22 protein-coding genes are annotated in these 23728 nt (G+C 72.2%); 7 read left to right on the top strand and 15 right to left on the bottom strand.

The features are described from left to right. Positions 1 to 63: 63 nt before the first annotated feature. Entirely contained in the window at positions 64 to 1539 is a 1476-nt protein-coding gene (locus ACFPIJ_RS50215) for an AAA family ATPase (RefSeq protein ID WP_380126566.1), read from the top strand. Between the two features lie 2 nt (positions 1540 to 1541). Here the strand turns inward: ACFPIJ_RS50215 and ACFPIJ_RS50210 are convergent, their stop codons facing one another. After that, positions 1542 to 3020: a hypothetical protein gene (locus ACFPIJ_RS50210; protein ID WP_380126565.1), complete on the bottom strand. Its 1479-nt coding sequence runs from the start codon at positions 3018 to 3020 to the stop codon at positions 1542 to 1544. A gap of 206 nt (positions 3021 to 3226) precedes the next feature. Here ACFPIJ_RS50210 and trpB point away from each other — a divergent pair, with 206 nt between their 5' ends. The 3 genes from trpB to ACFPIJ_RS50195 are packed head-to-tail and all read left to right on the top strand — an operon-like array spanning position 3227 to position 5851. Then, positions 3227 to 4384: a tryptophan synthase subunit beta gene (gene trpB / locus ACFPIJ_RS50205; RefSeq protein WP_380126590.1), complete on the top strand. Its 1158-nt coding sequence runs from the start codon at positions 3227 to 3229 to the stop codon at positions 4382 to 4384. After that, positions 4381 to 5112: a tryptophan synthase subunit alpha gene (trpA, locus tag ACFPIJ_RS50200; protein WP_380126564.1), complete on the top strand. Its 732-nt coding sequence runs from the start codon at positions 4381 to 4383 to the stop codon at positions 5110 to 5112. The genes trpB and trpA overlap by 4 nt, the downstream gene beginning before the upstream one ends. Beyond that, entirely contained in the window at positions 5075 to 5851 is a 777-nt protein-coding gene (locus ACFPIJ_RS50195; protein ID WP_380126589.1) for a GntR family transcriptional regulator, read from the top strand. The genes trpA and ACFPIJ_RS50195 overlap by 38 nt, the downstream gene beginning before the upstream one ends. 458 nt (positions 5852 to 6309) lie before the next feature. Here the strand turns inward: ACFPIJ_RS50195 and ACFPIJ_RS50190 are convergent, their stop codons facing one another. The 8 genes from ACFPIJ_RS50190 to mca all read right to left on the bottom strand — a co-directional run bounded on the left by ACFPIJ_RS50190 (position 6310) and on the right by mca (position 14142). Beyond that, entirely contained in the window at positions 6310 to 6972 is a 663-nt protein-coding gene (locus ACFPIJ_RS50190) for a hypothetical protein (protein WP_380126563.1), read from the bottom strand. A 56-nt stretch (positions 6973 to 7028) separates the two neighbouring features. After that, entirely contained in the window at positions 7029 to 7607 is a 579-nt protein-coding gene (locus tag ACFPIJ_RS50185; protein ID WP_380126562.1) for a TIGR03086 family metal-binding protein, read from the bottom strand. A 98-nt stretch (positions 7608 to 7705) separates the two neighbouring features. Then, positions 7706 to 8491, bottom strand: coding sequence for an ABC transporter permease (locus ACFPIJ_RS50180; protein ID WP_380126561.1), 786 nt, complete (start codon positions 8489 to 8491; stop codon positions 7706 to 7708). Positions 8492 to 8576: 85 nt separating this feature from the next. After that, positions 8577 to 9350, bottom strand: coding sequence for an ABC transporter permease (locus ACFPIJ_RS50175; RefSeq protein ID WP_380126560.1), 774 nt, complete (start codon positions 9348 to 9350; stop codon positions 8577 to 8579). Positions 9351 to 9378: 28 nt separating this feature from the next. After that, a complete protein-coding gene (locus tag ACFPIJ_RS50170) occupies positions 9379 to 10344 on the bottom strand; it encodes an ABC transporter ATP-binding protein (protein ID WP_380126559.1) in 966 nt (321 codons plus the stop codon). 86 nt (positions 10345 to 10430) lie between these two features. Further along, positions 10431 to 12866, bottom strand: a complete 2436-nt coding sequence (locus ACFPIJ_RS50165; protein ID WP_380126558.1) for a putative bifunctional diguanylate cyclase/phosphodiesterase — start codon at positions 12864 to 12866, stop codon at positions 10431 to 10433. Positions 12867 to 13052: 186 nt separating this feature from the next. Continuing rightward, complete coding sequence (locus ACFPIJ_RS50160; protein WP_380126557.1) at positions 13053 to 13292, bottom strand: hypothetical protein; 240 nt, start codon at positions 13290 to 13292, stop codon at positions 13053 to 13055. Positions 13293 to 13296: 4 nt separating this feature from the next. Beyond that, positions 13297 to 14142 (bottom strand): mycothiol conjugate amidase Mca, encoded by an 846-nt coding sequence (gene mca, locus ACFPIJ_RS50155; protein WP_380126588.1) that lies wholly within the window; start codon positions 14140 to 14142, stop codon positions 13297 to 13299. A gap of 123 nt (positions 14143 to 14265) precedes the next feature. On the opposite strand from mca, the gene ACFPIJ_RS50150 reads away from it, so the two are divergent. Further along, positions 14266 to 14682: a DUF4307 domain-containing protein gene (locus ACFPIJ_RS50150; RefSeq protein WP_380126556.1), complete on the top strand. Its 417-nt coding sequence runs from the start codon at positions 14266 to 14268 to the stop codon at positions 14680 to 14682. Between the two features lie 108 nt (positions 14683 to 14790). After that, positions 14791 to 15291, top strand: coding sequence for a transcription elongation factor GreA (gene greA / locus ACFPIJ_RS50145; RefSeq protein WP_345003526.1), 501 nt, complete (start codon positions 14791 to 14793; stop codon positions 15289 to 15291). 3 nt (positions 15292 to 15294) lie between these two features. Here the strand turns inward: greA and ACFPIJ_RS50140 are convergent, their stop codons facing one another. The 5 genes from ACFPIJ_RS50140 to ACFPIJ_RS50120 are packed head-to-tail and all read right to left on the bottom strand — an operon-like array spanning position 15295 to position 20942. After that, positions 15295 to 16428: a M48 family metalloprotease gene (locus tag ACFPIJ_RS50140; protein WP_380126555.1), complete on the bottom strand. Its 1134-nt coding sequence runs from the start codon at positions 16426 to 16428 to the stop codon at positions 15295 to 15297. 9 nt (positions 16429 to 16437) lie between these two features. After that, entirely contained in the window at positions 16438 to 17652 is a 1215-nt protein-coding gene (gene ilvA / locus ACFPIJ_RS50135; RefSeq protein WP_380126587.1) for a threonine ammonia-lyase, read from the bottom strand. Positions 17653 to 17660: 8 nt separating this feature from the next. After that, positions 17661 to 18374: a hypothetical protein gene (locus ACFPIJ_RS50130; RefSeq protein WP_380126554.1), complete on the bottom strand. Its 714-nt coding sequence runs from the start codon at positions 18372 to 18374 to the stop codon at positions 17661 to 17663. Positions 18375 to 18376: 2 nt separating this feature from the next. Next, positions 18377 to 19762, bottom strand: a complete 1386-nt coding sequence (locus ACFPIJ_RS50125; RefSeq protein ID WP_380126553.1) for an amidase — start codon at positions 19760 to 19762, stop codon at positions 18377 to 18379. Positions 19763 to 19799: 37 nt separating this feature from the next. Next, complete coding sequence (locus ACFPIJ_RS50120) at positions 19800 to 20942, bottom strand: cystathionine gamma-synthase (RefSeq protein WP_380126552.1); 1143 nt, start codon at positions 20940 to 20942, stop codon at positions 19800 to 19802. Positions 20943 to 21200: 258 nt separating this feature from the next. Here ACFPIJ_RS50120 and msrA point away from each other — a divergent pair, with 258 nt between their 5' ends. Then, positions 21201 to 21797 (top strand): peptide-methionine (S)-S-oxide reductase MsrA, encoded by a 597-nt coding sequence (gene msrA / locus ACFPIJ_RS50115; RefSeq protein WP_380126586.1) that lies wholly within the window; start codon positions 21201 to 21203, stop codon positions 21795 to 21797. Positions 21798 to 21838: 41 nt separating this feature from the next. On the opposite strand, the gene ACFPIJ_RS50110 is transcribed toward msrA, so the two are convergent. Further along, positions 21839 to 23626 carry a phosphate ABC transporter substrate-binding protein PstS gene (locus ACFPIJ_RS50110; RefSeq protein ID WP_380126551.1) on the bottom strand — a complete coding sequence of 596 codons (1788 nt, stop codon included), beginning with the start codon at positions 23624 to 23626 and terminating at the stop codon, positions 21839 to 21841. Positions 23627 to 23728: the final 102 nt, after the last annotated feature.

Genomic DNA, 23728 nt, shown 5'->3' with positions numbered 1-23728 from the left:
GTTCACAGAAGTACACTTCCCGGAACTATACTTCTGTATTCTGACCACCAGGTGGGGGCGGCGATGGAAAAGCCTGAAAAGATCTTCGCTCGGGACCGGGAGTGGCAGGGCCTGACCAGGTTCACCGGCCTTCCGCTCGGCGCGACCCGGGGCGCTGCGGCGCTCGGCGTGGTGAGCGGCCGCCGCCGGCAGGGCAAGAGTTTCCTCCTGCAGTCACTCGCCGAGGCCTGCGGCGGCATGTACTTCGCGGCCACCGAGGCCACCGAGGCGGAGTCGTTGCGGCTGTTCAACGCGTCGCTCACCCGTCAGACCGGCGTGGTGGCCGACGCCCCCTTCCGCGACTGGCACGAGGCCGTCGCGCACCTGTTCCGCAGCTTCCGCGACCGGCCGGCCGTCGTGATCATCGACGAGTTCCCGTTCCTGGTCAGGACGTCGCCCGCGCTGCCGTCGATCATCCAGCGCGAGCTCGGCCCGGGAGGCGCGGGGCAGACGAGTTCCGCGCGGCTCGTGCTGTGCGGATCGGCGATGTCGGTGATGGGAGAGCTCCTGTCCGGCCAGGCACCGCTGCGCGGCCGCGCAAGCCTTGAGCTGGTCATCCATCCCTTCGGATACCGCGACTCCGCGGCCTTCTGGGGCATCACGGATCCCCGGCTCGCCGTCCTGGTCCACGCGGTCGTCGGCGGCACCCCGGCGTACCGCTACGAGTTCACCCAGGGCGACCGGCCCGCCGACCTCGACGACTTCGCTCCGTGGGTCATCCGAACGGTCCTGAACCCGCAGACACCGCTGTTCAGGGAGGCGCGATACCTGCTGGCAGAGGAGTCGGCCATCCGGGATCCGGCGCTCTACCACTCGGTGCTGGCGGCAATCGCCAGCGGCAACAACACCAACGGCGGCATCGCGAGCTTCATCGGCAGGAAGTCCGACCAGATCACGCACCCGCTCAACGTCCTGGAGGACTGCGCGCTGATCGGCCGCGAGCCGGACCTGTTCCGGCAGGGCCGATCCCGCTACCGGATCGTCGAACCCCTGATCACCTTCTATGAGGCGATCATGCGCAGCCGGTGGGCCGAGCTGGAGATCCACCGCGCCGAGCAGGTCTGGTCCGCCACCCGGGAGACGTTCCTCGCTCAGGTCGTCGGCCCGCACTTCGAAGCGTTGTGCCGGGCGTTCGCGCTGGACTCCGGAGCCGAACTCTTCGGGGATCAGCCGGGCGAGGTCGGCTCGGGCGCGGTCAGCGATCCACAACGTCGCACGCAGATCGAGGTCGACGTGGTCGCTCTCGCCCCACGGCAGCCGAACACAGCGAGGCGCATCGTCTCCCTGGGCGAGGCGAAGTGGGGCGAGACCATCGGCCATCACCACCTGAACCGCCTGACCAGGGCACGCGACCTACTGAGCCTCAGGGGCTACGAGACCGGCGAGACGGTGCTCACGCTCTACGGCGGCACGGGATTCACCGACGAGTTGACCGCGGCGGCGGCCAGGGATGACCGCATCCTGCTCGTCGACCTCGATCGCCTGTATCGGCCCCTCTGACCTCAGGCGGCTCCGTTGCTGCCCGCCGGTCGGGCCCGGACTGCGTCCCAGGGCATGGCGGTCGCGGCGCGGGTCAGGGTGGTGGCCCAGGCGAGGATCGTGTCGGGGTCGCCGGTGCCGCCTTCGCACAGCAGGTACTGGCCCTCGATCCACCATGGCGGGACCGTGTCGAAGATCGCCACCGGGGTGGGGACGTGGCCGGCGAACAGCTGGGCCAGGGCCGGGTCGGGGGCGGTCGCGGCGACCTGGCCGGTGTTGTCGAAGGACGTGTGTGCCAGGAACGGCACCGGCGCCGGCAGGGGCACCATCCAGACGGTCTGCACCGGGTCTGAGCGGCGGGGCTTGCGACGGTACCGGTCGCCGGCGAGCACCGGCACGCCGTTCACGGCGCCCCTGACCACGTCGAACAGCTCCACCGACGGCGCGCCCTCCTGGACACCCAGGAGCTTGCGGGCCGACTGCGGACCGGGCACCGGCACCGCGAGCGACGGCAGGAACTCCCAGCTCTGCCGGGCCGCGAGACGCTTGCGGCCGCCGGTGGGCGACAGGGCCGGCAGGCTGCGGTACGCGTTGAGGACGGCGGCCAGGATGCCCATCTCGATGATGAGGACGACGGTCGCCACGAGGTACCCGTTGAGCTGTGGCAGGGCGCGGGCGGCGGCGATCATGGCGACCAGGCCGCCGATGGAGGCGTGGATCCCGCCGACGACGGCGAAGCGTGGGTCCAGTCGCGCGCCGACCAGGCCCGTGGCGGTGCCGATGACCAGGAAGCCGATGACCGCGGCGACGGCGCCGGGCAGGCCGGCCTTCGCCAGCGGGACGGCGACCGCGGCGATGAGGATGCCACCGCCGATGACGGCGATGGCGGCGACCGCCTTGTCACTGATGCCGAGGCCGACGGCGCCGCGGGTCGGGGGCTTGCGGCGCTCGGGCAGGATCAGGCGGCTGCGGGCGGTGAGCTCCGCCTCGATCCGCTCGACGAAGGCCGCGTAGTCCGCCTTGTCGGCGCCGGTGATGTCGACGGCACGCCCGTCGAGCGTGACCAGGCCGGCGGCGGTGATCTTCGAGCCGGTCGCGGCGTCGCCGGTGACTTCCTTGCGGGTGACGTACATCTCGTCGATCCACGAGAACTGGGCGGCGTCGACGCGGCGGTTGCGGGTCCACACCAGGCCGTGCTGGTAGTGGTGGACGATCACGTAGGTGCCGAAGAGCCGGAAGAAGGAGTAGCCGGCCGCGGCGAGGCCGCCGATCGCCAGCAGGACCACCGCCATGGCGAGCAGCTTGAACTGCAGGAACTCGACGTTCGAGACGATCCAGCTGATGCCTGCGGCGGCGCCGAAGAGCACGGCCGAGATAACGAGGCCGGTGACGCACTCCACCAGCGGGTGGTCGCCCTTGTGCACGGCGACGAGGCTGCCGAGCTGCTGGCGCTGGGCGAGCGCCGCGACCCGCGGCGGCACCTGGAAGGTCGATGCGTCCATGTCTTCCCCCGTGCTGCTCGAACAATCCGATCGACGCTGGACAGTACGCCACCGGGACAGGTGCCCGCTGCCCCGGCCGCTTTACATCTCCGCCCGAGTCTGCCACTGTTCTAGAACAGTCACAACAGTTCTAGAACTCTTGGAGTGATCACACCATGGGTGATCTGCTGATCCGGCCGCACCGCACGCCGGCCCGCGTGCAGCTGATGGACGATCCGGGACCGCTGGGCAGGTTCGGGGAATATGGCGGGCGCTATGTGCCCGAGTCGCTGATCGGTGCCTGCCGGCAGGTCGAGGAGGCGTTCCGGTCCGCGTGGGCCGACCCCGCGTTCCGCAACCAGCTCGCCGGCCTGCTCGCCACGCACGTCGGCCGGCCGACGCCGCTGACGCCGGCGGTGCGGCTGTCCGCCGAGCTCGGCGTGACGCTGCTGCTCAAGCGCGAGGACCTCACCCACACCGGCTCCCACAAGATCAACAATGTGATCGGCCAGGCGCTGCTCGCGACCCGGATGGGGCACAAACGGCTGATCGCCGAGACCGGGGCGGGGCAGCACGGGGTGGCGACCGCGACCGCGGCGGCCATGTTCGGGCTGTCCGCGACCGTGTTCATGGGCGAGCGCGACATCGAGCGGCAGGCGCTCAATGTGTTCCGGATGCGGATGCTCGGCGCCGAGGTCGTGCCGGTCCGCACCGGCGCCAGGACGTTGAAGGACGCCACCAGCGAGGCGATGCGCCACTGGGTCGGCGCCACCGAGGACAGCTACTACTGCATGGGCTCCGTGCTCGGCCCGATGCCCTATCCGTGGATGGTGCGCGAGTTCCAGCGGGTCATCGGCGACGAGGCCCGCCGCCAGTGCGCCACCGCCCTGCCGGCCGCCGTGCCCGACTATGTCGTCGCGTGCGTCGGCGGCGGGTCGAACGCGGCCGGGACGTTCGCCGGGTTCGTCGACACCACGGCGAAGCTGGTCGGGGTCGAGGCCGAGGGCGGCGCCGGCGCCACCCGCGGCACCCTCGGCGTGCTGCACGGGGTGCGTTCGATGTTCCTGCAGGACGACGACGGCCAGGTGCTGGAGGCGCACTCGATCGCGGCCGGCCTGGACTACCCGGGCATCGGCCCCGAGCACGTGCACCTGCGCGACCTCGGCCGGGCGCGCTATGTCACGGTCGACGACGCCGAGGTCGTTGACGCGGTCGTCCGGCTCGCCCGCACCGAGGGGATCGTGGCGGCGCTCGAGTCCGCGCACGCGGTCGCGTGGGTGATCCGTGCCGCCGCCGACGGCACGCTGCCCGCCGGTTCGACCGTGCTGCTGACCCTGTCCGGCCGGGGCGACAAGGACATCTCCGCGCTGAAGGAGCTGCTGTGAAACTGCCGAGCGACCACAAGATCCTGATGCCGTATCTCACCGGCGGCGCCGTCGCCGACTGGACCGATCACCTCCGGGCGCTCGTCGACGCCGGCGCCGACGCGATCGAGATCGGCCTGCCGTTCTCCGACCCGACGCTGGACGGCGCCACGATCCAGGAGGCCACCCACGCGGCACTGACCCGGGGCGCCACCCTGCGCGGCATCCTGACCCGCGTCTCGGAGGTCGCCGGCACCGTGCCGCTCGTCGCCAGCACGTATGCCAACCTCGTCGTGCGGGACCGCGCCTTCTGCAGCAACCTCCGCGACGCGGGCTTCGACGGGCTGATCGTGCCCGACCTACCGCTCGAGGAATGCGCCGAGTTCGAGAACCAGGACCTGGATCTGGTGCTGCTGGCGTCCCCGGCCACGACGGACGAGCGCCTCGACGAGATCGCCCGCCGCAGCCGCGGCTTCGTCTACGCGGTCACGGTCATGGGCACCACGGGCGAGCGCGAGACGCTGGCCGCGTCCGCCGCCGACCTGGCCCGGCGGCTCACCACCCGCAGCGACCTGCCGGTGTTGCTAGGATTCGGCATCTCCACCCCGGCGCAGGCCGCGCAGGCCGCCCAGCTCGCCGACGGTGTCGTCATCGGCGCCGCGATCATGCGCCGGGTGCTCGACGGCGCCGCACCGGCCGAGCTCGGGGCATATCTCCGGTCGATCCGGGAGGCCATGGACGAAGGGTGAGCCGATCAGCTCCGAGCCGCGATATCGCAGCATCGCCGCCGACCTGGCCGAGAAGATCCGCGCCGGCCACTACGCGCCGGGCGATGCCCTGCCCGCGCAGCGGGACCTCAGCCACAGCTACGGCGTGACTTTGATGACGCTGCGGCAGGCCCTGCGCCATCTCAGCGACGAGGGGCTGATCGTCCAGCAGGCGGGCAAGGGCACCTACGTGTCGCCGCCGCACCTCGCGTATCGGCTCGGGTCGCTGCGCAGCCTCGCCGACGACCTGCGCGACCAGGGGCACGAGGTGCACACCCGGGTGCTGGACAGCAGCCTGCGCCGCCCGCCGTCCGCGGTCGCGGTCCAGCTGGGAGCACCGGCGCTGCGGCTCGAGCGGGTGCGGGAGTTCGCGGGGCGGGCCGCCGTGCACCAGGTGTCGTGGGTCCGCAAGCCGTTCGGCAACCGGCTGCGTGCGGTCGACTTCACCACCAAGTCGCTCTACGCGGCCCTTGCGGACGCCGGGGTCGCGGTCGCCCGGGCGGCGGAGACGATCCGGCCGGACGTGCTGGACGAGACCCTGGCGGGGCACCTGCGGGCGGCGGTGGGCACGCCGGTCTTCGTCAGCGACCGGACCACGTACTCCCTGGACGACACCCTGGTCGTCGTCGACCGGGCCGTGATCCTGGGCGAGATGATGGAGATCCGGGCGGCCCGCGCGGCGACGGGGCTGTCGCTGACCTGGTCCGGTTCCCAGCCGTAACGCGACCCGCGCCCTCTTCGGCAACCCGGCGGCGGCGCGACCTTGGCCCGCACGCCGACCCGCCGCCGGATCAGCCTCGTTGCTCGCGTGCGCTGCGCCGGGAGTGGATCTCCCCTGGTGATCACCAGCCGGCTGCCCGCTTCGATCACGCGGGCCCGGCAGGCGCGCGGCGCCACAACGACACCCGCGCCACCATGACACCGACGTGGGCGGCCGGCGGTCGCGCTGCACCGATCTTTGAGCAGGTCGAAGTCGTCGCGCGGCCGTCCCGACGACCATCCCGCGATTTCGATCACCCGAAAGATCCACTCCGCGGGCGGAACACGCCCGAAGGCTGCGCGGGAGAGTCAGACGCGGCCCCGGAGAGACTCGACGCCATGATCGAAGGATCGGCGCGGCCCCCACGATCAGCCCACGCCTTCGATCGGCGGGACGCGGGCAACGGCTGCGCGGGACGGTCAGACGTGGCCGCGGAGGGACTCGTCGTAGATGACTGCGGGTGGGGTGTCGAGCAGGTCGTGGGCCGCCCGGCTGAACGTGCTCGCATCACGGCGCCGGCGCAGTTCCACCGTCACCGAGTCGCAGGGCGCCCCGCCCTCCAGCGCCGCCACCGCACCCGACGGGAGCAGGAACACCGCCTCGCGGGCGCCGACGGCGCGGTCCGAGGGGCGGGCCGCGATCCCGACGACCATCGCCTCGGTCACGATCCGCCCGCGGGAGAGGGTGACCCGCTCGCCGGCGCGGATGTCGTGGGCGGCTGCGGTCCGCTCGTCGATCAGCAGCTGCGCGTCCGTCGCCGGGTACGCCCCCGACCGCAGCTCCGACCAGCGCAGCCCCGGCCGGTTCGCGGCGGTCAGGACCGTGGCGCCGTTGAGCAGGCCGCGGGAGGTGACGGCCGTGACGCCGTACAGGGTGGTGCCGCACTCGACGGCCGCCGCCTGAGGCAACGACGCCAGCCGGTCGACCTGCCGTGGCGTGAACTTGCCGACGAGTTTCACGTCGGCGTCGCCCGGCAGGTCCGCGAACTGGGCCGACCCCCCGTACCGGTCAAGGACCACGAAGGCGGCGACCGCTACCACCCCGACCACGAAGACGGCGAGTACCGTCCGCTCCCCGCGCATGAGGCCGACGGTACCGGAGCTATCACCCCTGGCCGGGGCGCCACGCAGGCCGAACGTCAGGCGGCGCGACCCAGGTAGCGCAGGAGCGTCACGGCCGGCCCGCCGGCGGCCGGCAGGGCGGGGGCGTAGGCACCGTACGCCCGCAGCGGCTCGACGATCTCCCGCGCGACCGGCAGCAGCTGCTCCGCGAGGGCGTCGGACAGCGGCGAGGGCTGCCCGGTGGCAACGGCGACGTCCCAGGCGTGGACGGCGGCGTCGAGGCCGCACGCACCGGCGCCGATCCAGCCGGCCAGCTTGCCCTGCGGCAGCGGCGTGGGCGCCTCCGCGGCGTCGGCGGGGATGGTCGCCCAGGCCGCGGCGGACGCCCGCATCGTCTCCTCGACGTACGCCACGAACGCGTCGAAGTCGCCGTCGAGCTCGCCCGACGGGGCGAACGGGTCGTACGTCGGCCAGCCCTCGCCGGTGATCGTCGCGGCGAAGCCGAGCTGGTCGCCCGCTGCGTGCTGCAGGACCTGGGTGACGTTCCACCGCTCGCACGGCGTCGGCAGGTGCAGGTCCGACGGCCGCAGACCGGCGAGCACCGCCCGCAACGCCGCGTGCGACTCGTCCAGGACGGTCCAGGTGTTCGAGCTCATCGCGCACTCCTCAACTCGGTGACTGCAATCAGTCTATCAGAACGGAATACTCCATTCCAATACTTGGCCGCAGACTTTCCGGGCCGGGGCGGTGACGGTCAGGCGACGTCGAGGGTGGCCTTGCGGCGGCTCTCGCGCTCGAACCAGGCGAGGAGGGCCAGGCCGACCAGCACGTACAGGGTGCCGAGGGCGGCCTCGGCGAGCACGTCGTCGCGGACGGAGGCCAGGCCCGCACCGGCCGCGACCTCGCGGGCCGCGGCGATGCCGTGGGTCAACGGGAGCCACTGCGCGACGGCGGCCATCCAGCCGGGCAGGTCGGACAGCGGGACGTTGACGCCGGCGAAGACCAGCAGGACGCCGACGACCAGGTTGGACAGGACGGCGACCTCGCGGACGCGCAGCGACAGGGCCGCGTTGGCGAGGCCCAGACCGGTGCACGCGAAGGCCGACACGGCCACCACACCGGTGAGGGACAACAACGACGAAGCATGGATCGGTACGTCCAGCAGCACCGACCCGGCGCCCAGCGCGACGAGCGCGACGGCGAGGCCGTTGACCACGACCGGCAGCGCCCGGCCGAGGAACAGCGGGATCCGGCGCGCCGGCGAGACCAGCAGCAGCCCGAGGGTGCCCTGGCGGCGCTCGTCGCCGACGGTGATGCCCATCGCGAAGATGCACGGGATCGCGGCGTTCTGCACGGCGTTGCCGATGACGTAGAACGCGTCGTCGCCGACGCCCGCGGCACGGCCCACATAGGCGAAGAAGAGGATCTGTGCGATCGGCCCGACGATGAACGTGGGGATCAGAATCCACGGGCTCAGCCACGAGAACAGCGCCCGATAGCTGGTCAGCCCGCCCAGCAGAAACAACCGGAAACCGCTCACGCCGTCACCTCCGCTGCGCTCCGGCGCCGACCTGAGCCAACCCTGCGCTCCTGATGAGCGGCCCCTCCGCTGCGCTCCGGACCACTCATGTCAGCGCCAGGGTGGCGTGGCGGCGGGCGGCGTCGACGAGGCGGATCGCCAGGAGGGAGCCGAGCACGCCATACGCCGCGGCGAGGCCGAGGCAGGCGGCCAGCGCCGGCAGGGCGTTCCGGCCCTCCGCGGCGGCGCGGATCGCGTCGATGCCCCAGGTCGGCGCGAGGAGCCAGGAGACCGGCCGGATCCAGGTGGGCAGCAGGTCGAGGGGCACCAGGAAGCCACAGATGAGCCAGACCGGCATCTCCAGGGCGGTGCCGAGCGCCCACGCGGTGCGGTATCGGACCGAGGAGACGGCGAGCAGGAAGCCGAGGACGCCGATCGAGACGACGGTGACGACCACCGCGACGACGAACTGGACCGGGCGCTGGACGATGAGGTCGACGCCGAACACGAATCGGCCCCACAGGAGCGTGACGACGAGGCTGTAGGCACCGATGGTGGCCATCGACAGCGTGACGGGCAGGATGACCACCGGCAGCGGGGTCGGCGCCGCGACCAGCAGCTCCAGCGTGCCCTGGCGGCGCTCCTGCTGCAGTGCGGCCGAGGCGGTGGTGCTGGTCGAGGACCACACCCCCATGACACTGGCGCCGACGGCGGCGCTGAGCAGCGCCGGGCCCTGCGCGCCGCCGTGGGTGAACATCATGAACACGACGGTGGAGAAGAACAGCGGATACAGGATGCCGAGCACGCCGTCGAAGGCGGAGCGGCTGCGCATCTTCAGCTGCAACCACCACGCGACGCCGATCACGCGGAAGACCGTCACGCCGCCACCTCCGCCGCGCCGGAATGCGTCACGCCCTACCGACCAGCTCGACGTAGGCGTCCTCGAGGGTCGGCTGGCGGGTCGAGACCCGGCCGACCTGGGCGCCGTCGAGGGCGCTGAGCACCGGCTGGGTCAGCTCGGAGCCGGGCTCGGCGTGGACCAGCAGGACCTGGGCCGGGCCGCGCTCCTCCACGACCAGCGAGCGCACCCCGGGCAGCGCACGGATCCGCTCGTCGGTGCCACCCGGCAGGCCGAAGACCTCGACCTCGACCACGCTGCCGAGGCTGACCTTCTGCTTGAGCTGCTCGGGGGTGCCTTCGGCGACGATCCGGCCGCCGGCGAGCACGGCGATGCGGTCGCAGAGCTCGTCGGCCTCGAACATGTAGTGCGTGGTGAGCAGCACCGTGGTGCCCTGCTCGATGAGGGCCTTGACGGTCTGCCGCAGCTCGCGGGCGCCGACCGGGTCGATGCCGATGCTGGGCTCGTCGAGGAACAGGACCTCGGGACGGTGCAGCAGGCCGCGGGCGATGTGCAGACGCTGCCGCATGCCGCGCGAATAGCCCTCGACCCGCTCCCGTTCGCGGCCGGTCAGTCCGACGAGCTCCAGCAGCTCGCCGATGCGGGCGCGCTGCTCGCGGGCGGGCACCGCATACAGCTCGGCGAAGTACCGCAGGTTGTCCAGGCCGGAGAGCCGCTCATACAGGCCGCGGTCGCCGCCGAAGACGTAACCGACGCGCCGGCGCACCTCGCGGGGCCTGGCGACCACGTCGTGGCCGAGGACCTCGATCCGGCCGCTGGTCGGCAGCAGGAGCGTGATGAGCATCTTGATCGTGGTGGTCTTGCCGGCGCCGTTGGGCCCGAGCAGACCGAACAGCTCGCCCCGCTCGACCTGGAAGGAGATGCCGCGCACCGCCTCGACGACCTTTTCCGTGCGGCGCAGGCCGCTGCGCGAGCGGAACGTCCGCCCCAGGTCGGACACATCGATGACACGCAATCCCAGCCCCCGCTCAAGGATGATGCGGCGACCTTAACACCAGCGCCCAGACACCGAGGTCCCTCGATGCGGAGGGTGACCGGTCGCTAACTGGCGCCTTCGGCCCGCAGGTGGCGGCGCTGAACCTGGCGGCGTTCGCGCAGGACGGCGGCGAGCCGGTCGGCGGACAGCGGCGGGTGGAACAGGAAGCCCTGTGCGGACGTGCAGCCCAGCGACGCCAGGGCGGCGCGCTGATCCGGGTTCTCGACACCCTCGGCGACGACCCGCAGGTTGAGCCGGAGCCCCAGCTCGACGGTGGCCCGGACGATCGCCTCGGCCTTCGGCGAGTCGATCATCTGGGAGACGAACTCACGGTCGATCTTCACCTCCTGCACGGGCAGCCGGGTGAGCACCGTGAACGACGAGAACCCGGTGCCGAAGTCGTCGACCGCGAGCTGGACGCCGAGGCGCTGCACCCGAGCGAGGACGTCGTCGATGACCGGCGACTTGGACAGCATCACCGTCTCGGTGATCTCCAGGACGAGCAGCTCGGCGGGGAGGCGGTGCCGGGCGAGCAGGTCGCCGATCGTCTCCGGCAACTGCCGCTCCAGCAGGCTCCGGGCGGAGATGTTGACCGACACCGGGACGGCCAGGCCGGCGCGCCGCCAGCCGGAGGCCAGGCCGATGGCCCGGTCCAGGACCCACCTGGTCAGCGGGCCCATCAGCTCGCTGGCCTCCACGACCGGCAGGAACTGGTCGGGGGCGAGCCGGCCGCGCCGTGGGTGCCGCCACCGGATGAGGGCCTCGACGCCGGTGATCTGCTGGGCGCCGGCGGCGAGGGACACGGCCGGCTGCAGCTCGACGGTGAGCTGCTCCTCGGAGTGCAGCGCCTCGCGCAGTTCGGCGAGCAGGGCCAGGCGGTCCGTGCTGGCGTCGTCGCGGCCGGCGTCGTACCAGGCGACCGGCTGCACGGCGCGCTTCGCCTGATACATCGCGATGTCGGCGCGGCGCAGGAGCTCGGTGAGGTCGACCTCGCCGGCCGCGGCGACGACCACCCCGATGGACGGCTCCTTCGACAGCAGCACCCCGTCGATCCGCATCGGCACCGCGATCTGCACGCCGAGCTTGCGGGCGCGTTCGACGGCGGCGGCGAGGGCGAGGTCGGCGCCGCCGGTGTCCAGGTCGGTGATGAGCAGCGCGAACTCGTCGCCGCCGAGCCGCGCGAGCAGGTCACCGGCGTTGCCGGCCTCGGTGACCCGGCCGGCGATGACGCGCAGCACCTCGTCGCCGGCGGCGTGACCGAGGGCGTTGTTGACCTCTTTGAAGTCGTTGACGTCCAGCAGCAGCATCGCGACGGGGTCGTCGACGCCGCGGCGGCGCAGCAGGGCGTTGCCACGCGACAGCAGCGCCGCCCGGTTGAGCAGACCGGTCAGCGGGTCGTGGATCGCGTCGTACGTGGTGCGCTCGCTCATCGTGCGCAGCTCGTCCTGGGTGATCGCGTCGTGCAGCGCGGCGGCGAGGGCGTCGCCGAACGCGTCGAGCATCCGCTGGTTGCGGGGCCGCAGCCGGCCGAGGCCGGCCAGCTCGAGCTCCCCGACCGCGAGGGCGCCGACGGCGAGGGGGTGCCCGACCGGGGCGGTGGAGGGCGCGGCGGAGGTGGTGCCGAAGACGGTGCCGTCGGCAAGGATCACCCGCGCGCCGGTGACGCCGAAGAGCCGCCGGGCCCCGTCGATGCCGGCGTCGGCGGTGCCGCGCACGTCGAGCCGGTTGAGGTCGCGGGTCGCCTCGGCGAACTCGTGCCAGGTGCGGCGCTCCTCACGGTCACCGATGCGGGTGGCGTAGAGCTGCTGCAGCAGCCACAGCACGGGCGGCAGGAGCAGCAGCAGGAGCGCGTCGGTGACGCAGGCCCAGACGATGACCAGGCCGACCACGATGTTGCCGACGACCATGAGCAGCTTGCCGCGCAGCAGTTCGACGGCGACGGTGGCCGGCCGGCCACCGCGCGAGGTCGCGACGTGCGCGGCGACCAGGCTGATCGCGACCACGCAGTACACCAGCGCGCCGGCGCACAGGGCGAGGACGCCTCTGGTCGTGAGGGGGACGTCGTGCACCGGCTGGACGAGGACCGTGGTGAGGGCGGCGAGGCTGCCGGCAACGGTGAGCGCGGAGACGCTGTAGAGCAGGTCGCGGGCGCTGCGGACGCGACCGGCGCGGGCGTCGACGACGCGCAGGACGGCGTGGGACACGCCCACGCCGGCGAGGACGACCAGCGGGATCACCGCGGGCGGCAGGTTCACACACAGCACGACCATCGCCGCCTCGCCCCAGGCGAGGGTGGCGTGCCCGGCTCCGGCGCGGACCCTCAGGCGGGCGAGCTGCGCGATGACCACCACGCCGAAACCCGCGGCGACGGCGGCGAGGACATCCTGGGAAGCGGCGTATCGGTTCGCCGGGAACCCGGCGGTCAGCAACACGGCGAGGACCACGCTGACGGCAGCGGCGGACGCCACGGCGGCGGTCAGCCGCACCGGCACGGGTCTCATCGATGCGCCGGATCGATGAACGACAATAACGCTAAGCGCTGGCGTGAATGCGCAGCGTGAGCAGATATATGGACAAACGGGGTGTCCACCATTTGCCCCCCTTCCCTGCCCCACAGGGAGACGCGTCCAGCGAAAGGAACGCGCACCCCGTGAAGGCTAAAGCACGGAAGAAAGGCACAACAGTGGTCAGAGCCGCGCTTCTGGCTCCGGCCCGCCGCCGAGGTCGCGCTCGTCGGCCGAGGTGGCGGGTTTGTCGGGATCCGGGAACTCGGCGGGAAGGCGGCGAATCCGGGCGGTCATGTTGCGGATCAAGAACACCGTCGCGATCGCGAGCAGGACGATGATGAGCAGTCCCATCGGACCGGCCAAACCGCCCGAGCGGGTGTCCCCGAAGTTGTTCTCGGCGAGGATCTGCAGGGCGTGCATACCGCTACCTTACGCCCGCGAAAAGATCGTCTTCCGGCGTGCGGGTGTCGACGTGCGACTTCACCAGCTCGTAGTCCTCGGTGGGCCACACCTTCTGCTGGATGTTGAGCGGAACCGCGAACCAGAAGCCGTCCGGGTCGACCTGGGTGGCGTGCGCACGCAGCGCGTCGTCGCGGGCCTCGAAGAACTCGCCGCACGGCACGCGGGTGGTGACCCGGTCACCCTTGTCGGTGCGCTCCTCGTCCCACTGCTTCATCCACTCGGTGTAGGGCGACTCACCGGTAGCCTCGATCATCGCCTCGTGCAGGGCGTGCATGCGGGCCTTGGACCAGCCCATGTTGTAGTAGAGCTTCAGCGGCTGCCACGGCTCACCCTTGTCCGGATAGCGGGTCGCGTCGCCGGCCGCCTCGAACGCCACCATGCTCACCTTGTGCGTCATGACGTGGTCGGGGTGCGGGTAGCCGCCCTCCTCGTCATACGTGGTGACCACGTGCGGGCGGAACTTCCGGATCAGCTCGACCAGCGGCGCCGCCGCGTCCTGCGGGTCCATCAGGCCGAAACACCCCTCGGGCAGCGGCGGCAGCGGGTCACCCTCCGGGAAGCCCGAGTCGACGAAACCCAGCCACGCCTGATCCACCCCGAGGATCTCCCGCGCCCGGTCCATCTCGGCGCGGCGGATCGTCGCGATGTTCTCCCAGACCTCGGGCCGGTCCAGCTTCGGGTTGAGCACGCTGCCGCGCTCGCCGCCGGTGCACGTGACGACCAGCACCTCGACGCCCTCGGCGGCATAGCGCGCCATCGCGGCCGCGCCCTTGCTCGACTCGTCGTCGGGATGCGCGTGCACCGCCATCAATCGCAGTTGCTCGCTCACGAGCTCTCCTCAAGGTGTCCGTCAACCCCGCTGCCGGGGCGCCCCGGGTTACGACCCTATTGTGGTCGGTACCTCCGACGAAACGACGAGGACCTCCTTCCCGTGACCGAGACGCACGCCACAGCCAAGTACCCGCCCGGCCGCTACGGCCGCCGCCGGGAGCCCCGACCGCGCCGCACCTGGCTGGTCGCGCTCGTCGCCGCCATCGCCGCCGTCGCCGGGGTGCTCATCGCGGTGAAGCTGTTCCAGCAGTACGGACCGCAGGAGTACGAGCCCCAGGTCCAGCGCTTCTACGCGATCAGCGACGACGGCATCACGGTCGACTTCGTGGTCCGCAAGGACGCGGAGAAGGAGGCCACCTGCCGGGTCCGGGCCCGATCCGCCAGCGGCGAAGAGGTCGGTCTGGCCGAGGTGCCCGTGCCCCAGGGGGCCGAGGCACTGGTCACCTACCGCCTGGCGACCAGCGACCGGCCGGTCACGGTGGAGGTCCCGGCCTGCGGTCCGCGCCGCGCCCGCTGACCATCCGGCCCGCGCCCGCGGCGGCACCCGGCATTTTCCATGTCGGTGGTGATGCGCCTCACTGGTACGTTGGTGGTTTGACCCAGCGTGCCCGTAAGGAGATCTTCAGTGTCGACCACCGACGGCGACCAGGGGACAACCTGGCTGTCGCAGGAAGCATATGACCGGCTGCAGGCCGAGTTGGACGAGCACATCGCCAACCGGCCGGCGATCGCCGCGGAGATCAACGCACGCCGCGAAGAGGGCGACCTGCGCGAGAACGGCGGCTACCACGCCGCCCGCGAGGAGCAGGGCAAGGCCGAGGGCCGCATCCTGTACCTGAAGGAGTTCCTGCGCAAGGCGGTCGTCGGCGATGCGCCGACGACCAACAAGGTCGCGCCCGGCACCGTCGTCACGATCCAGTTCGACGACGACGAGGACGACACCGAGACGTTCCTGCTGGGCTCCCGGGAGATCGCGGCGACGACGGATCTCACCGTCTACAGCCCGGAGTCCGCGCTGGGCAAGGCGATCCTGGGCGCGAGCAAGGGTGACCAGGTGAAGTACACCGCCCCGAGCGGCGCCCAGATCAAGGTGAAGATCATCAAGTTCGAGCCGTTCGGCGGCTGAGCCTCACAGCGCTTTCAGGGTCCGCGCCGAGCTGGCGCTGTGTTTGGCCAGCTCGGCGTCGATCCGCTCGTTGCGGACCGGGTCGAGCACCACGGCCGCCGACTCCAGCGCGGTCGCATCGACCAGCCGCGCCCGCAGTCCCGACGGCGGGTGGCTGGCGAAGAGCGCGGTCTCGCGCAGCGTCGCGGCTTCGCGCCGCACGGCCAGCTGCGGGCGGACCTCGGCGAGCAGCCGCACGGTGGTCTGTGGCCACTCGGCGACCGGCCGGCCGGCCCGGGCGTCCCGCATGATCAGCATCGCCAGGCTGTCCATGACGACGAGCGTGTCAAGCAACTCGACGGTCGCCGCGCGACCCGCCATCCGCGCCGCGACCAGGTCGGCCCGGTATTCCGCCCGCTGTCCCTCCCGCAGCGCCAGCACCGCCAGCGCGGTGCGGGGCGCCCAGAGCAGCGCCCGCAGCACCAGCTTGACCAGGTTCAGCAGCGGTCGGACGATCCAGACGACGAGGAAACCGTCGGACCAGCCGCCGGTGTCCCGCGCGGACTCGGGCTCCAGCAGGGCGTCGAGCTCGGCCAGGCCGATCAGCGACGGCTGGGTGAGCAGGCGGCGGCGCGGGTCGCCGTTGACGAAGTGGCCGAGTTCGTGGCCCAGCAACGCCACCCGCGACTGCCGCGGCAGCGCGTTCCACAGCGGCAGGCCCACCACCAGCACCGGCCGCCGGCGCAGGCCGACCAGTCCGGCCGCGGCGTCGAACGCGTCGCCCTCTATGTAGATCCGCGGGACCGGCGCGCCGGCCGCGCCGGCCACCTCCCGCACCAGCGCGTGCAGCTGTGGCGCCGCCGATTCGGTGACCTCGGTCGCGTACTTCGGCACCCGGTCGAACCGGGGGCGTAGCAGGACCGCGACGCCGATCACGAGCAGGCCGGCAATCGCCCCGGGAACCGAGATCGTGCACAGCCAGATCCCGGCCGCGAGGAGGGCGAGGATCAGGCCGTACAACAGGATCGACGAGATCAACAGCACACGGGATCCGGCCGTCCCGGCACGACCGGCGCCGCCGCTGAACGCCTCGAAGGTGGCGAGGGTGTGGCGACGGGCGGAGCGGTGTGCGACGCGGTCGAGCCAGCCGAGAGTCACATTGATCTTCTACGCGCCGAACGTCACCGTGTATCCAGCCGAACGGAGCGCGTTGACCAGCCGGTCGGAGTGTTCGGAGCCGCGCGTCTCCACCGACAGGTGGATCTCGACCTCGCCGAGCTGCAGCCGCGGGTCCTGCCGCCGGTGTGCGACGTCGACGACGTTGGCGCCGTGCTCGGCGATCTGCGCGAGGATCTTCGCCAGGTGGCCGGGGCGGTCGCCGCAGCGCACGGTGAAGGTCAGGTAGCGGCCGGCGGCGGCGAGGCCGTGCTCGATCACCCGCAGCATGAGCATCGGGTCGATGTTGCCGCCGGACAGCACGGCGGCGACCGGCGTCTCGACCTGGACGGCACCGGCGAGCAGGGCGGCGACGCCGACGCTGCCGGCCGGCTCGACAACGGTCTTGCCGCGCTCCAGCAGCATCAGCAGCGCCCGCGAGATGTCCTCGTCGGTGACCGTGACGATCTCGTCGACGAGCTTGCTGACGTGCGCGAACGTCAGGTCGCCGGGCCGGCCGACCGCGATGCCGTCGGCGATCGTGCCCAGCGCCGCCAGCCGGACCGGGCGCCCGGCGCGCAGCGACCCCGGGAACGCGGCGGCGCCGGCCGCCTGCACCCCGATGATCCGCACGTCCGGCCGCAACGCCTTGATCGCGACGGCGAGCCCGGAGATGAGACCGCCGCCGCCCACGCCGGTGACGACGGTCCGCATCTCGGGCAGCTGCTCGATCAGCTCCAGGCCGAGCGTGCCCTGCCCGGCGATGATGTCGGGGTGGTCGAACGGGTGGATGAGCACCGCCCCGGTCCGCTCCGCGAACTCGTGCGCGGCGACGAGTGCCTCGTCGACCGACGATCCGGCGAACTGGACCGCGGCGCCGTAGCCCTTGGTCGCGGCGATCTTCGGCAGCGGCGCGCCGACCGGCATGAAGACGGTGCTGGTGGTGCCGAGCAGGCCGGCGGCGAGGGCGACGCCCTGCGCGTGGTTGCCGGCGCTGGCCGCGACCACGCCCCGGCGCCGCTCGTCGTCGCTGAGGCGGGCGATCCGCACGTAGGCGCCGCGGACCTTGAACGATCCCGCGCGCTGCAGGTTTTCGCACTTGAGCCAGGCGGGGCCGCCGAGCTTCGCGGTGAGGGGCCGGTTGGGCTCGACCGGCGTCCGGCGGATCACACCGGACAGCAGATCACGCGCCGCTTCGATGTCAGCGAGCGTCACGAGCCCAGACACAGGTTCAGTCATTCCCTGATCGTGCCACCCACCGAAAGCGGCAGCACCACGGTCCAGTCCTCATCGGTGGACCGCAGCGCCCGCAGCGTCGCCCGGGGCACGGCGGCGCCCCGGATGCGGGCGACGCGGCCGTACTGGGCGCTGGTCACCCTCGCGATCAGCACCAGTGCGAACGCGGCCGCGGCGATGCCCAGCGCGGCCCCGGGCAGGCGCAGCAGCAGCTGCCGGCCGAACAGGTGCGACACCAGTGCCCGGTCGACGGTCCCGCCGGCCGCGACCCGCTCGCGCACGTCGTCGATCTCGCGCAGGTTGTCGAGCCCGGCGAGGACGCCCAGCCCGACGGCGGTCAGGGCCAGCAGCAGGCTGATCCACCACAGCCAGGTCAGCGTGGTCATCCTGCGACGCAGGGCCGGTGCCCGGCCGACACTGCCGACCGCGACGTCCATCAACGGCATTTTGGATGTGGTACGGATACCGAACGCGACCAGGTTGGACCGGGCCCGTCTGGACCACCCGGCGAACACCACCCAGGCCGTGACCACCGTGGCGGCGAGGACGGCCCAGGCGGCGAGCCGGACGGCGCCCACGTCGCTGCCCGGCCGGTGCGCGGCCCAGACGTCGATGAGCGGCAGGAACGCCACGCACAGGTGGGTGAGCGCGGCCGCGGCGACGGCGAGCATCGCCGCGGTCGCCCAGCTCGAGATGGCTCTGATCTGCCGCATCCCTACCGCCGGGCCGCCACGCGCGGCCAGCCGGGCGCGTGCCGTCGCCAGGGCGCGGCCTGCTCCAGCTGCCCCGCGACGGCGAGCAGCAGCAGCTCGCTGCCCGGTGGCCCGACGAACTGGACCGCGACGGGCAGGCCGTCGGGGCGGACCCCGACCGGGACCACGATCGCCGGGAAGCCGGCGAAGTTCCACGGCGCGCTGTAGGGCGCGTACCGGGCGTTGACCAGCATGTTGGCCGACCAGGACCGCTCCGACCAGCGGTAGGCGCGCGGCGGCGCGGTGGCGAGCGCCGGGGTGACGAGGAGGTCGAAGCCGCCGCCGATGAACCAGTTGTGGCAGCGTTCGCGCCACTCGTCGCGGTCGGCGGCCCTGACCAGGCCGCGCCGGATCGCCCGCTCACCGAGCTTCGCGTGCTGGCGGGTGCGCCGCTGCAGCCGGATCGGGTTGAGGCCCTCCGCGTCGACGTGGGCGCCGGCGAACCAGGTGGCGAGGACCTTCGCGGCCAGCGCCGGCGGATAGACGGGGTCGGCCCGCACCGCGTCGTGGCCGAGGCGCAGCAGCAGCCGCGCGGCGTCGCTGAGCCCCTTGCGCGCGCCCGCGTCGGGCCGGACACCGGCCGCGGGACTGCGCGGGGACACCGCCACGCGCAGCTTGCCGGGAGTTTTCAGGGCTTCCGGGGCACGCCCGGCGAGGACCGAGAAGCCCAGCGACGCGTCGCCCACGGTGGTGGCGAGGATGCCGTTCTCGGCGAGCCCGTGCCAGTCGTTGGCGCCGATGCCGGCGGGGACCACGCCCCGGCCGGGTTTCAGCCCGACGAGCCCGCAGCAGGCGGCCGGGATCCGGATCGAGCCGAGCCCGTCGTTGCCGTGCGCGATCGGCACCAGCCCGGCGGCGACCGCGGCGGCGGAACCGCCCGAGGAGCCGCCGGGGGTCCGATCGGTGCGCCACGGGTTGCGGGTGATCCCGTCGGCGTCGTCGGTGAGCGCCCAGATGCCGAGCTCCGGCATCTTCGTCACGCCGACGACGATCGCGCCCGCGCCCCGCAGCCGCCGCACGACCTCGTGGTCGCCGTCGGCGACGGGCCCACGGGCGGCCGCCGAGCCGTTCCAGGTCGGCAGGCCGGTGACCGCGACGTTCTCCTTGACCGCGATCGGCACTCCGGCCAGCGGCAGGTTGCGCAGCTCCGGCTGATCGTCGACGATCTCCGCCTCGGCGATCGCCTCGCCGGCCCGGACCTGCCGGAACGCGCCGACGACCCGGTCATAGGCCCGGATCGAGTCGAGGTGGTCGGCGACGACCTCCGTGGCGGACGTGTCACCGCGGCGCACCGCGCGGGCGATCTCCCGCGCGGTGGTGCCGACCCAGGTGGTGGAGCGGTGCAGCATCTGAAACACCTTCCGGCCGTTGATGACCCTGAGTGTCTCAACGAGCGAGGGCCTGCTCCAGATCGGCAAGGAGATCGTCGATCGTCTCGATGCCGACGGAGAGCCGGACGAGATCGCCGGGGACCTCCAGGGGCGAGCCGGCGGCGCTCGCATGCGTCATCCGTCCCGGGTGCTCGATCAGCGACTCCACGCCGCCGAGGGACTCGCCGAGCACGAACAGCTTCGCCCGGTTGCAGATGTCCACGGCCGCCTCCTCGCCGCCGGCGGCCCGGAAGCTCACCATGCCGCCGAAGCGCCGCATCTGCTTCGCGGCGATCTCGTGCCCGTGGTGGTCCGGCAGCCCCGGGTACAGCACCTGGCCCACGGCCTTGTGCCGGGTCAGGAACTCGACGACCTTCTCCGCGTTGTCGCAGTGCCGGTCCATCCGCACGCCGAGCGTCTTGATGCCGCGCATCGTCAGCCAGGCGTCGAACGGGCCGCTGACCGCGCCCATCGCGTTCTGGTGATACGCGAGGCGCCCGAGCAGCTCGTCGTCGTCGCCGACCAGCGCGCCGCCGACCACGTCGGAGTGCCCGCCGATGTACTTCGTGGTCGAGTGCACCACCACGTCGGCGCCGAGGTGCAGCGGCTGCTGCAGGTAGGGCGAGGCGAACGTGTTGTCGACCACCAGCAGCGCACCCCGGTCGTGCGCGACCTGGGCGAGCGCGGCGATGTCGGCGATGCCGAGCAGCGGGTTCGTCGGCGTCTCCAGCCACACGATCTTCGTGCGGTCGGTCATCGCGTCACGGACCGCGTCGACGCTGTGGATCGACGCGGGCGTGAAGTCCAGCCCCCAGCGCTGGGCGACCTTCGCGAACAGCCGGTACGTGCCGCCGTAGGCGTCGTCGGGGATGACCACGTGGTCGCCCGGCTGGCACACCGTGCGCAGCAGCGTGTCCTCGGCGGCGAGCCCGGACGCGAACGCCAGGGCCCTGCGGCCGCCCTCGATCGCGGCGAGACACTCCTGCAGCGCGTCACGGGTCGGGTTGGTGGTCCGGCTGTACTCGTAGCCGCGGCGGGGGTGGCCCACCGCGTCCTGCGCGTACGTGCTGGTCTGGTAGATCGGCGGGACCACCGCACCTGTGGCGGGGTCCGGCTCCTGGCCGGCGTGGATGGCGAGGGTCTCGAAGCCGTGCGTCATGGACCGACCATAGTGGGGGATCGCGTGAGCCGGGTCACGGGCCGTCTTTTCTGCCCGATCGCGTCGGGGTTCGCGGCCCCGGATCGCGGCCGGAATGGCCTGACGCCGTAATGGCTTGATAAGGCGGACGGCGTTTTCCCGAGGCAGACTTGAGCCCAAGCACCTCAAGTTGTATAGGAGCTGATCGTGTTCCCGTGGTCCCGCAAGCCGCTCGACCTGCCCACCGCTGAGACCGCCCTGCCCGGCCGCGACGCCGAGATGCCGGTCGCCGCGACCCACACCGTGCTCGGCACCCCGCTGCGCGGACCGTGGCCCCTGGGCCTGGAGGTCGCGTACTTCGGCATGGGCTGTTTCTGGGGCGCGGAGCGCATCTTCTGGCGCATCCCCGGCGTCCACTCCACCGCCGTCGGCTACCAGGGCGGTTTCACCGCCAACCCGACGTATGAGGAGACCTGCTCCGGTAAGACCGGCCACACCGAGGCCGTCCAGGTGGTCTACGACCCGCTGAAGGTCTCCTACGAGACGCTGCTGAAGGCATTCTGGGAGAACCACGACCCGACCCAGGGCATGGCCCAGGGCAACGACGTCGGCACCCAGTACCGCTCGGCGATCTACACCACCACCCCCGCCCAGGCCGCCGCGGCCGCCGCGTCCCGGGAGGCGTTCGCCCCGGTCGTCCGCGCCGCCGGCAAGGGCGAGATCACCACCGAGATCGCCACCGCCGGCCCGTTCTACTACGCCGAGGACTACCACCAGCAGTACCTGTCCGACGTCAAGAACCCCTACGGCTACTGCAACCACGGCCCGAACGGCATGACCTGCCCCATCGGCGTCGGCTCCCTGCCCACCGCCTGAGGCTCCGGCCGAGGGCAGACCCGCCCGGCCATCGCGGCGGGTCAGGCGCTGATCAGCGTCAGGGTCAGGGTGCCGGTGTACTGGCCCTTCGGAGAGGTGTCGGGCATCCACAGGTGCACGGTGGCGGCGACGTACTGCACGCCGAGGCCGGCGCCCCGGGGCGCGCCCGCCAGAACGGCCGCCTCGGCGAGGCCGGGGCTGGTCGAGGTCTGCAGGGCCGGGCGGACCGGCGGACCGGCGGTCACCGTGCCCTCCGCGTCACTGCCGGCCCGCACCAGGGCGGGTGACCAGCCGAGGTTGCCGGCGGCGACCGTCGTGGTGCCGTTGACCATGTCGGTCGCCTGGCCGGTCACCGTCCAGCCGGGCTGCCCCGGCCGGGTGTCGGCGACGGCGATCCCGCCGAGGTCACCCTGGAAGACCCACGCGTGGCGGTGCCCGGTCGGATCGGTGGCCTGTGCCGGGTGGCCGTCCGGGGTCGCGGGGTCCAACTGGGTCAGTGACACCCGCGTGCCGAGCGTCACCCGGATGCTGACCTCGCCCGCGTACGGCGCGGTGTCGTTCTGCGCCAGTGCCGGCACGGTGACGGGCTCCGGTGCGGCGGCGCCCGACGGCAGCGGGACGATCTCGCCGAGCCGGTCCCGGGCCAGGTCGCCGGCGTAGAAGGTCGGGTTGTTGCACCGGGCCGGGTCCAGCGTGCTCACGTCGACCGCGGGGTCGATGTCGTGCAGCTTCCTGAGCTGGTCGAACTGGGCGCGGACCAGGTTCAGCGGCAACGGCGCGTAGCCCGCCGAGCTCACGTTGTGCTGGCCGCCGCACGCGGTGTAGGAGAAGAAGTCGACCATCGTCTGTCGTTTCCCGGTGTCCATCCGCGCGTCGTTGCCGGTCGGCAGGATCAGGTATGTGTACCCGGACAGCGGGTACACCCTGGGGTCCGCGGACGCGTACACGCCGTCAAGGTTCACGGTCAGGTCCGGGTTCAGGGTCGCGCGGGTCAGCGAGAGGCTCACGTTGAGCGGATCCGGCGCGATGAAGTAGCCGGCGGCGTTGCGGACCTTCGCGACCGGATAGCCGGCGCCGAACGCGTAGGAGTATTCGCTGTAGCCGATGGCGCCGTTGCTGCTGCCGGCGGAGACGGTGTTCATCACACCGTCTGAGCCGTTCACGGCGATCGGACGGGGGCGGGTGCCCGTGCGCGGCGTGGTCGGGAAGTACTCGGTCCACGCCGATGTGCCGTTGTACTGCTGCCACAGGCTCGGGTACTGCTTCGCGAGGTACGCGGTCAGCTGGGCGGTCGCACCGGACGCCTCCGAGTGGACAACGACGATGATGGGCAGCGACGGCAGTTTCCGCCCGGCGTTGTCGGCGGTGATCTGCGGGTCGTTCCAGTTCGTGATCTGCCCGAGGAAGATCTTCGCCAGCGTCAGACCCGACAGCCGCAGGTCGCGCACCAGGGCGCCACCGATGCGCACCTGGTACGGGAAGGCGAGCGCGCCCGCGACCAGCGGCGCGTACGCGTACGGCCGGCCCTGCGCGTCGTCGATCTGGCCCGTCTTCGGATCCCTGCCGCGGAACGGCAGGTCGGAGACGCCGAAGTCGCTCGCCACGGCGGCGAAGTCCTTGCGCCCCGTGACCGAGCCGGTCGGGGTGTAGTCGGCCTGCAGACCCTGGAGCTGCGCTCCGGCGACCCAGTCGTTGAGCGCGTTCGCCGCGAACGTCGAACCGGTGCCCTCGATCCGGGCGTGCGCCGGAGCGGCCCGGGCGGTCCCGGGACTGGTGGCCACGACCAGGACGGCCGCCAGGCACGACGCGATGATGCTCTTCCCCCGCATGAGCAAGATCCGATCGCGGCCGGGTGAACGGGGCAGAAACGACCGGCGTGCGGCGGACACGGGGTGAACGGCGCAGCGGCCCGGGAACCTGAGGTGGTTCCC

Origin of the sequence: Dactylosporangium cerinum, assembly GCF_042653625.1 — a bacterium.
GTDB classification, from domain to species: Bacteria; Actinomycetota; Actinomycetes; order Mycobacteriales; family Micromonosporaceae; genus Dactylosporangium; species Dactylosporangium cerinum.
Note: the sequence above shows the minus strand (reverse complement) of the source record. Positions and strands in the feature narration are given on the sequence as shown.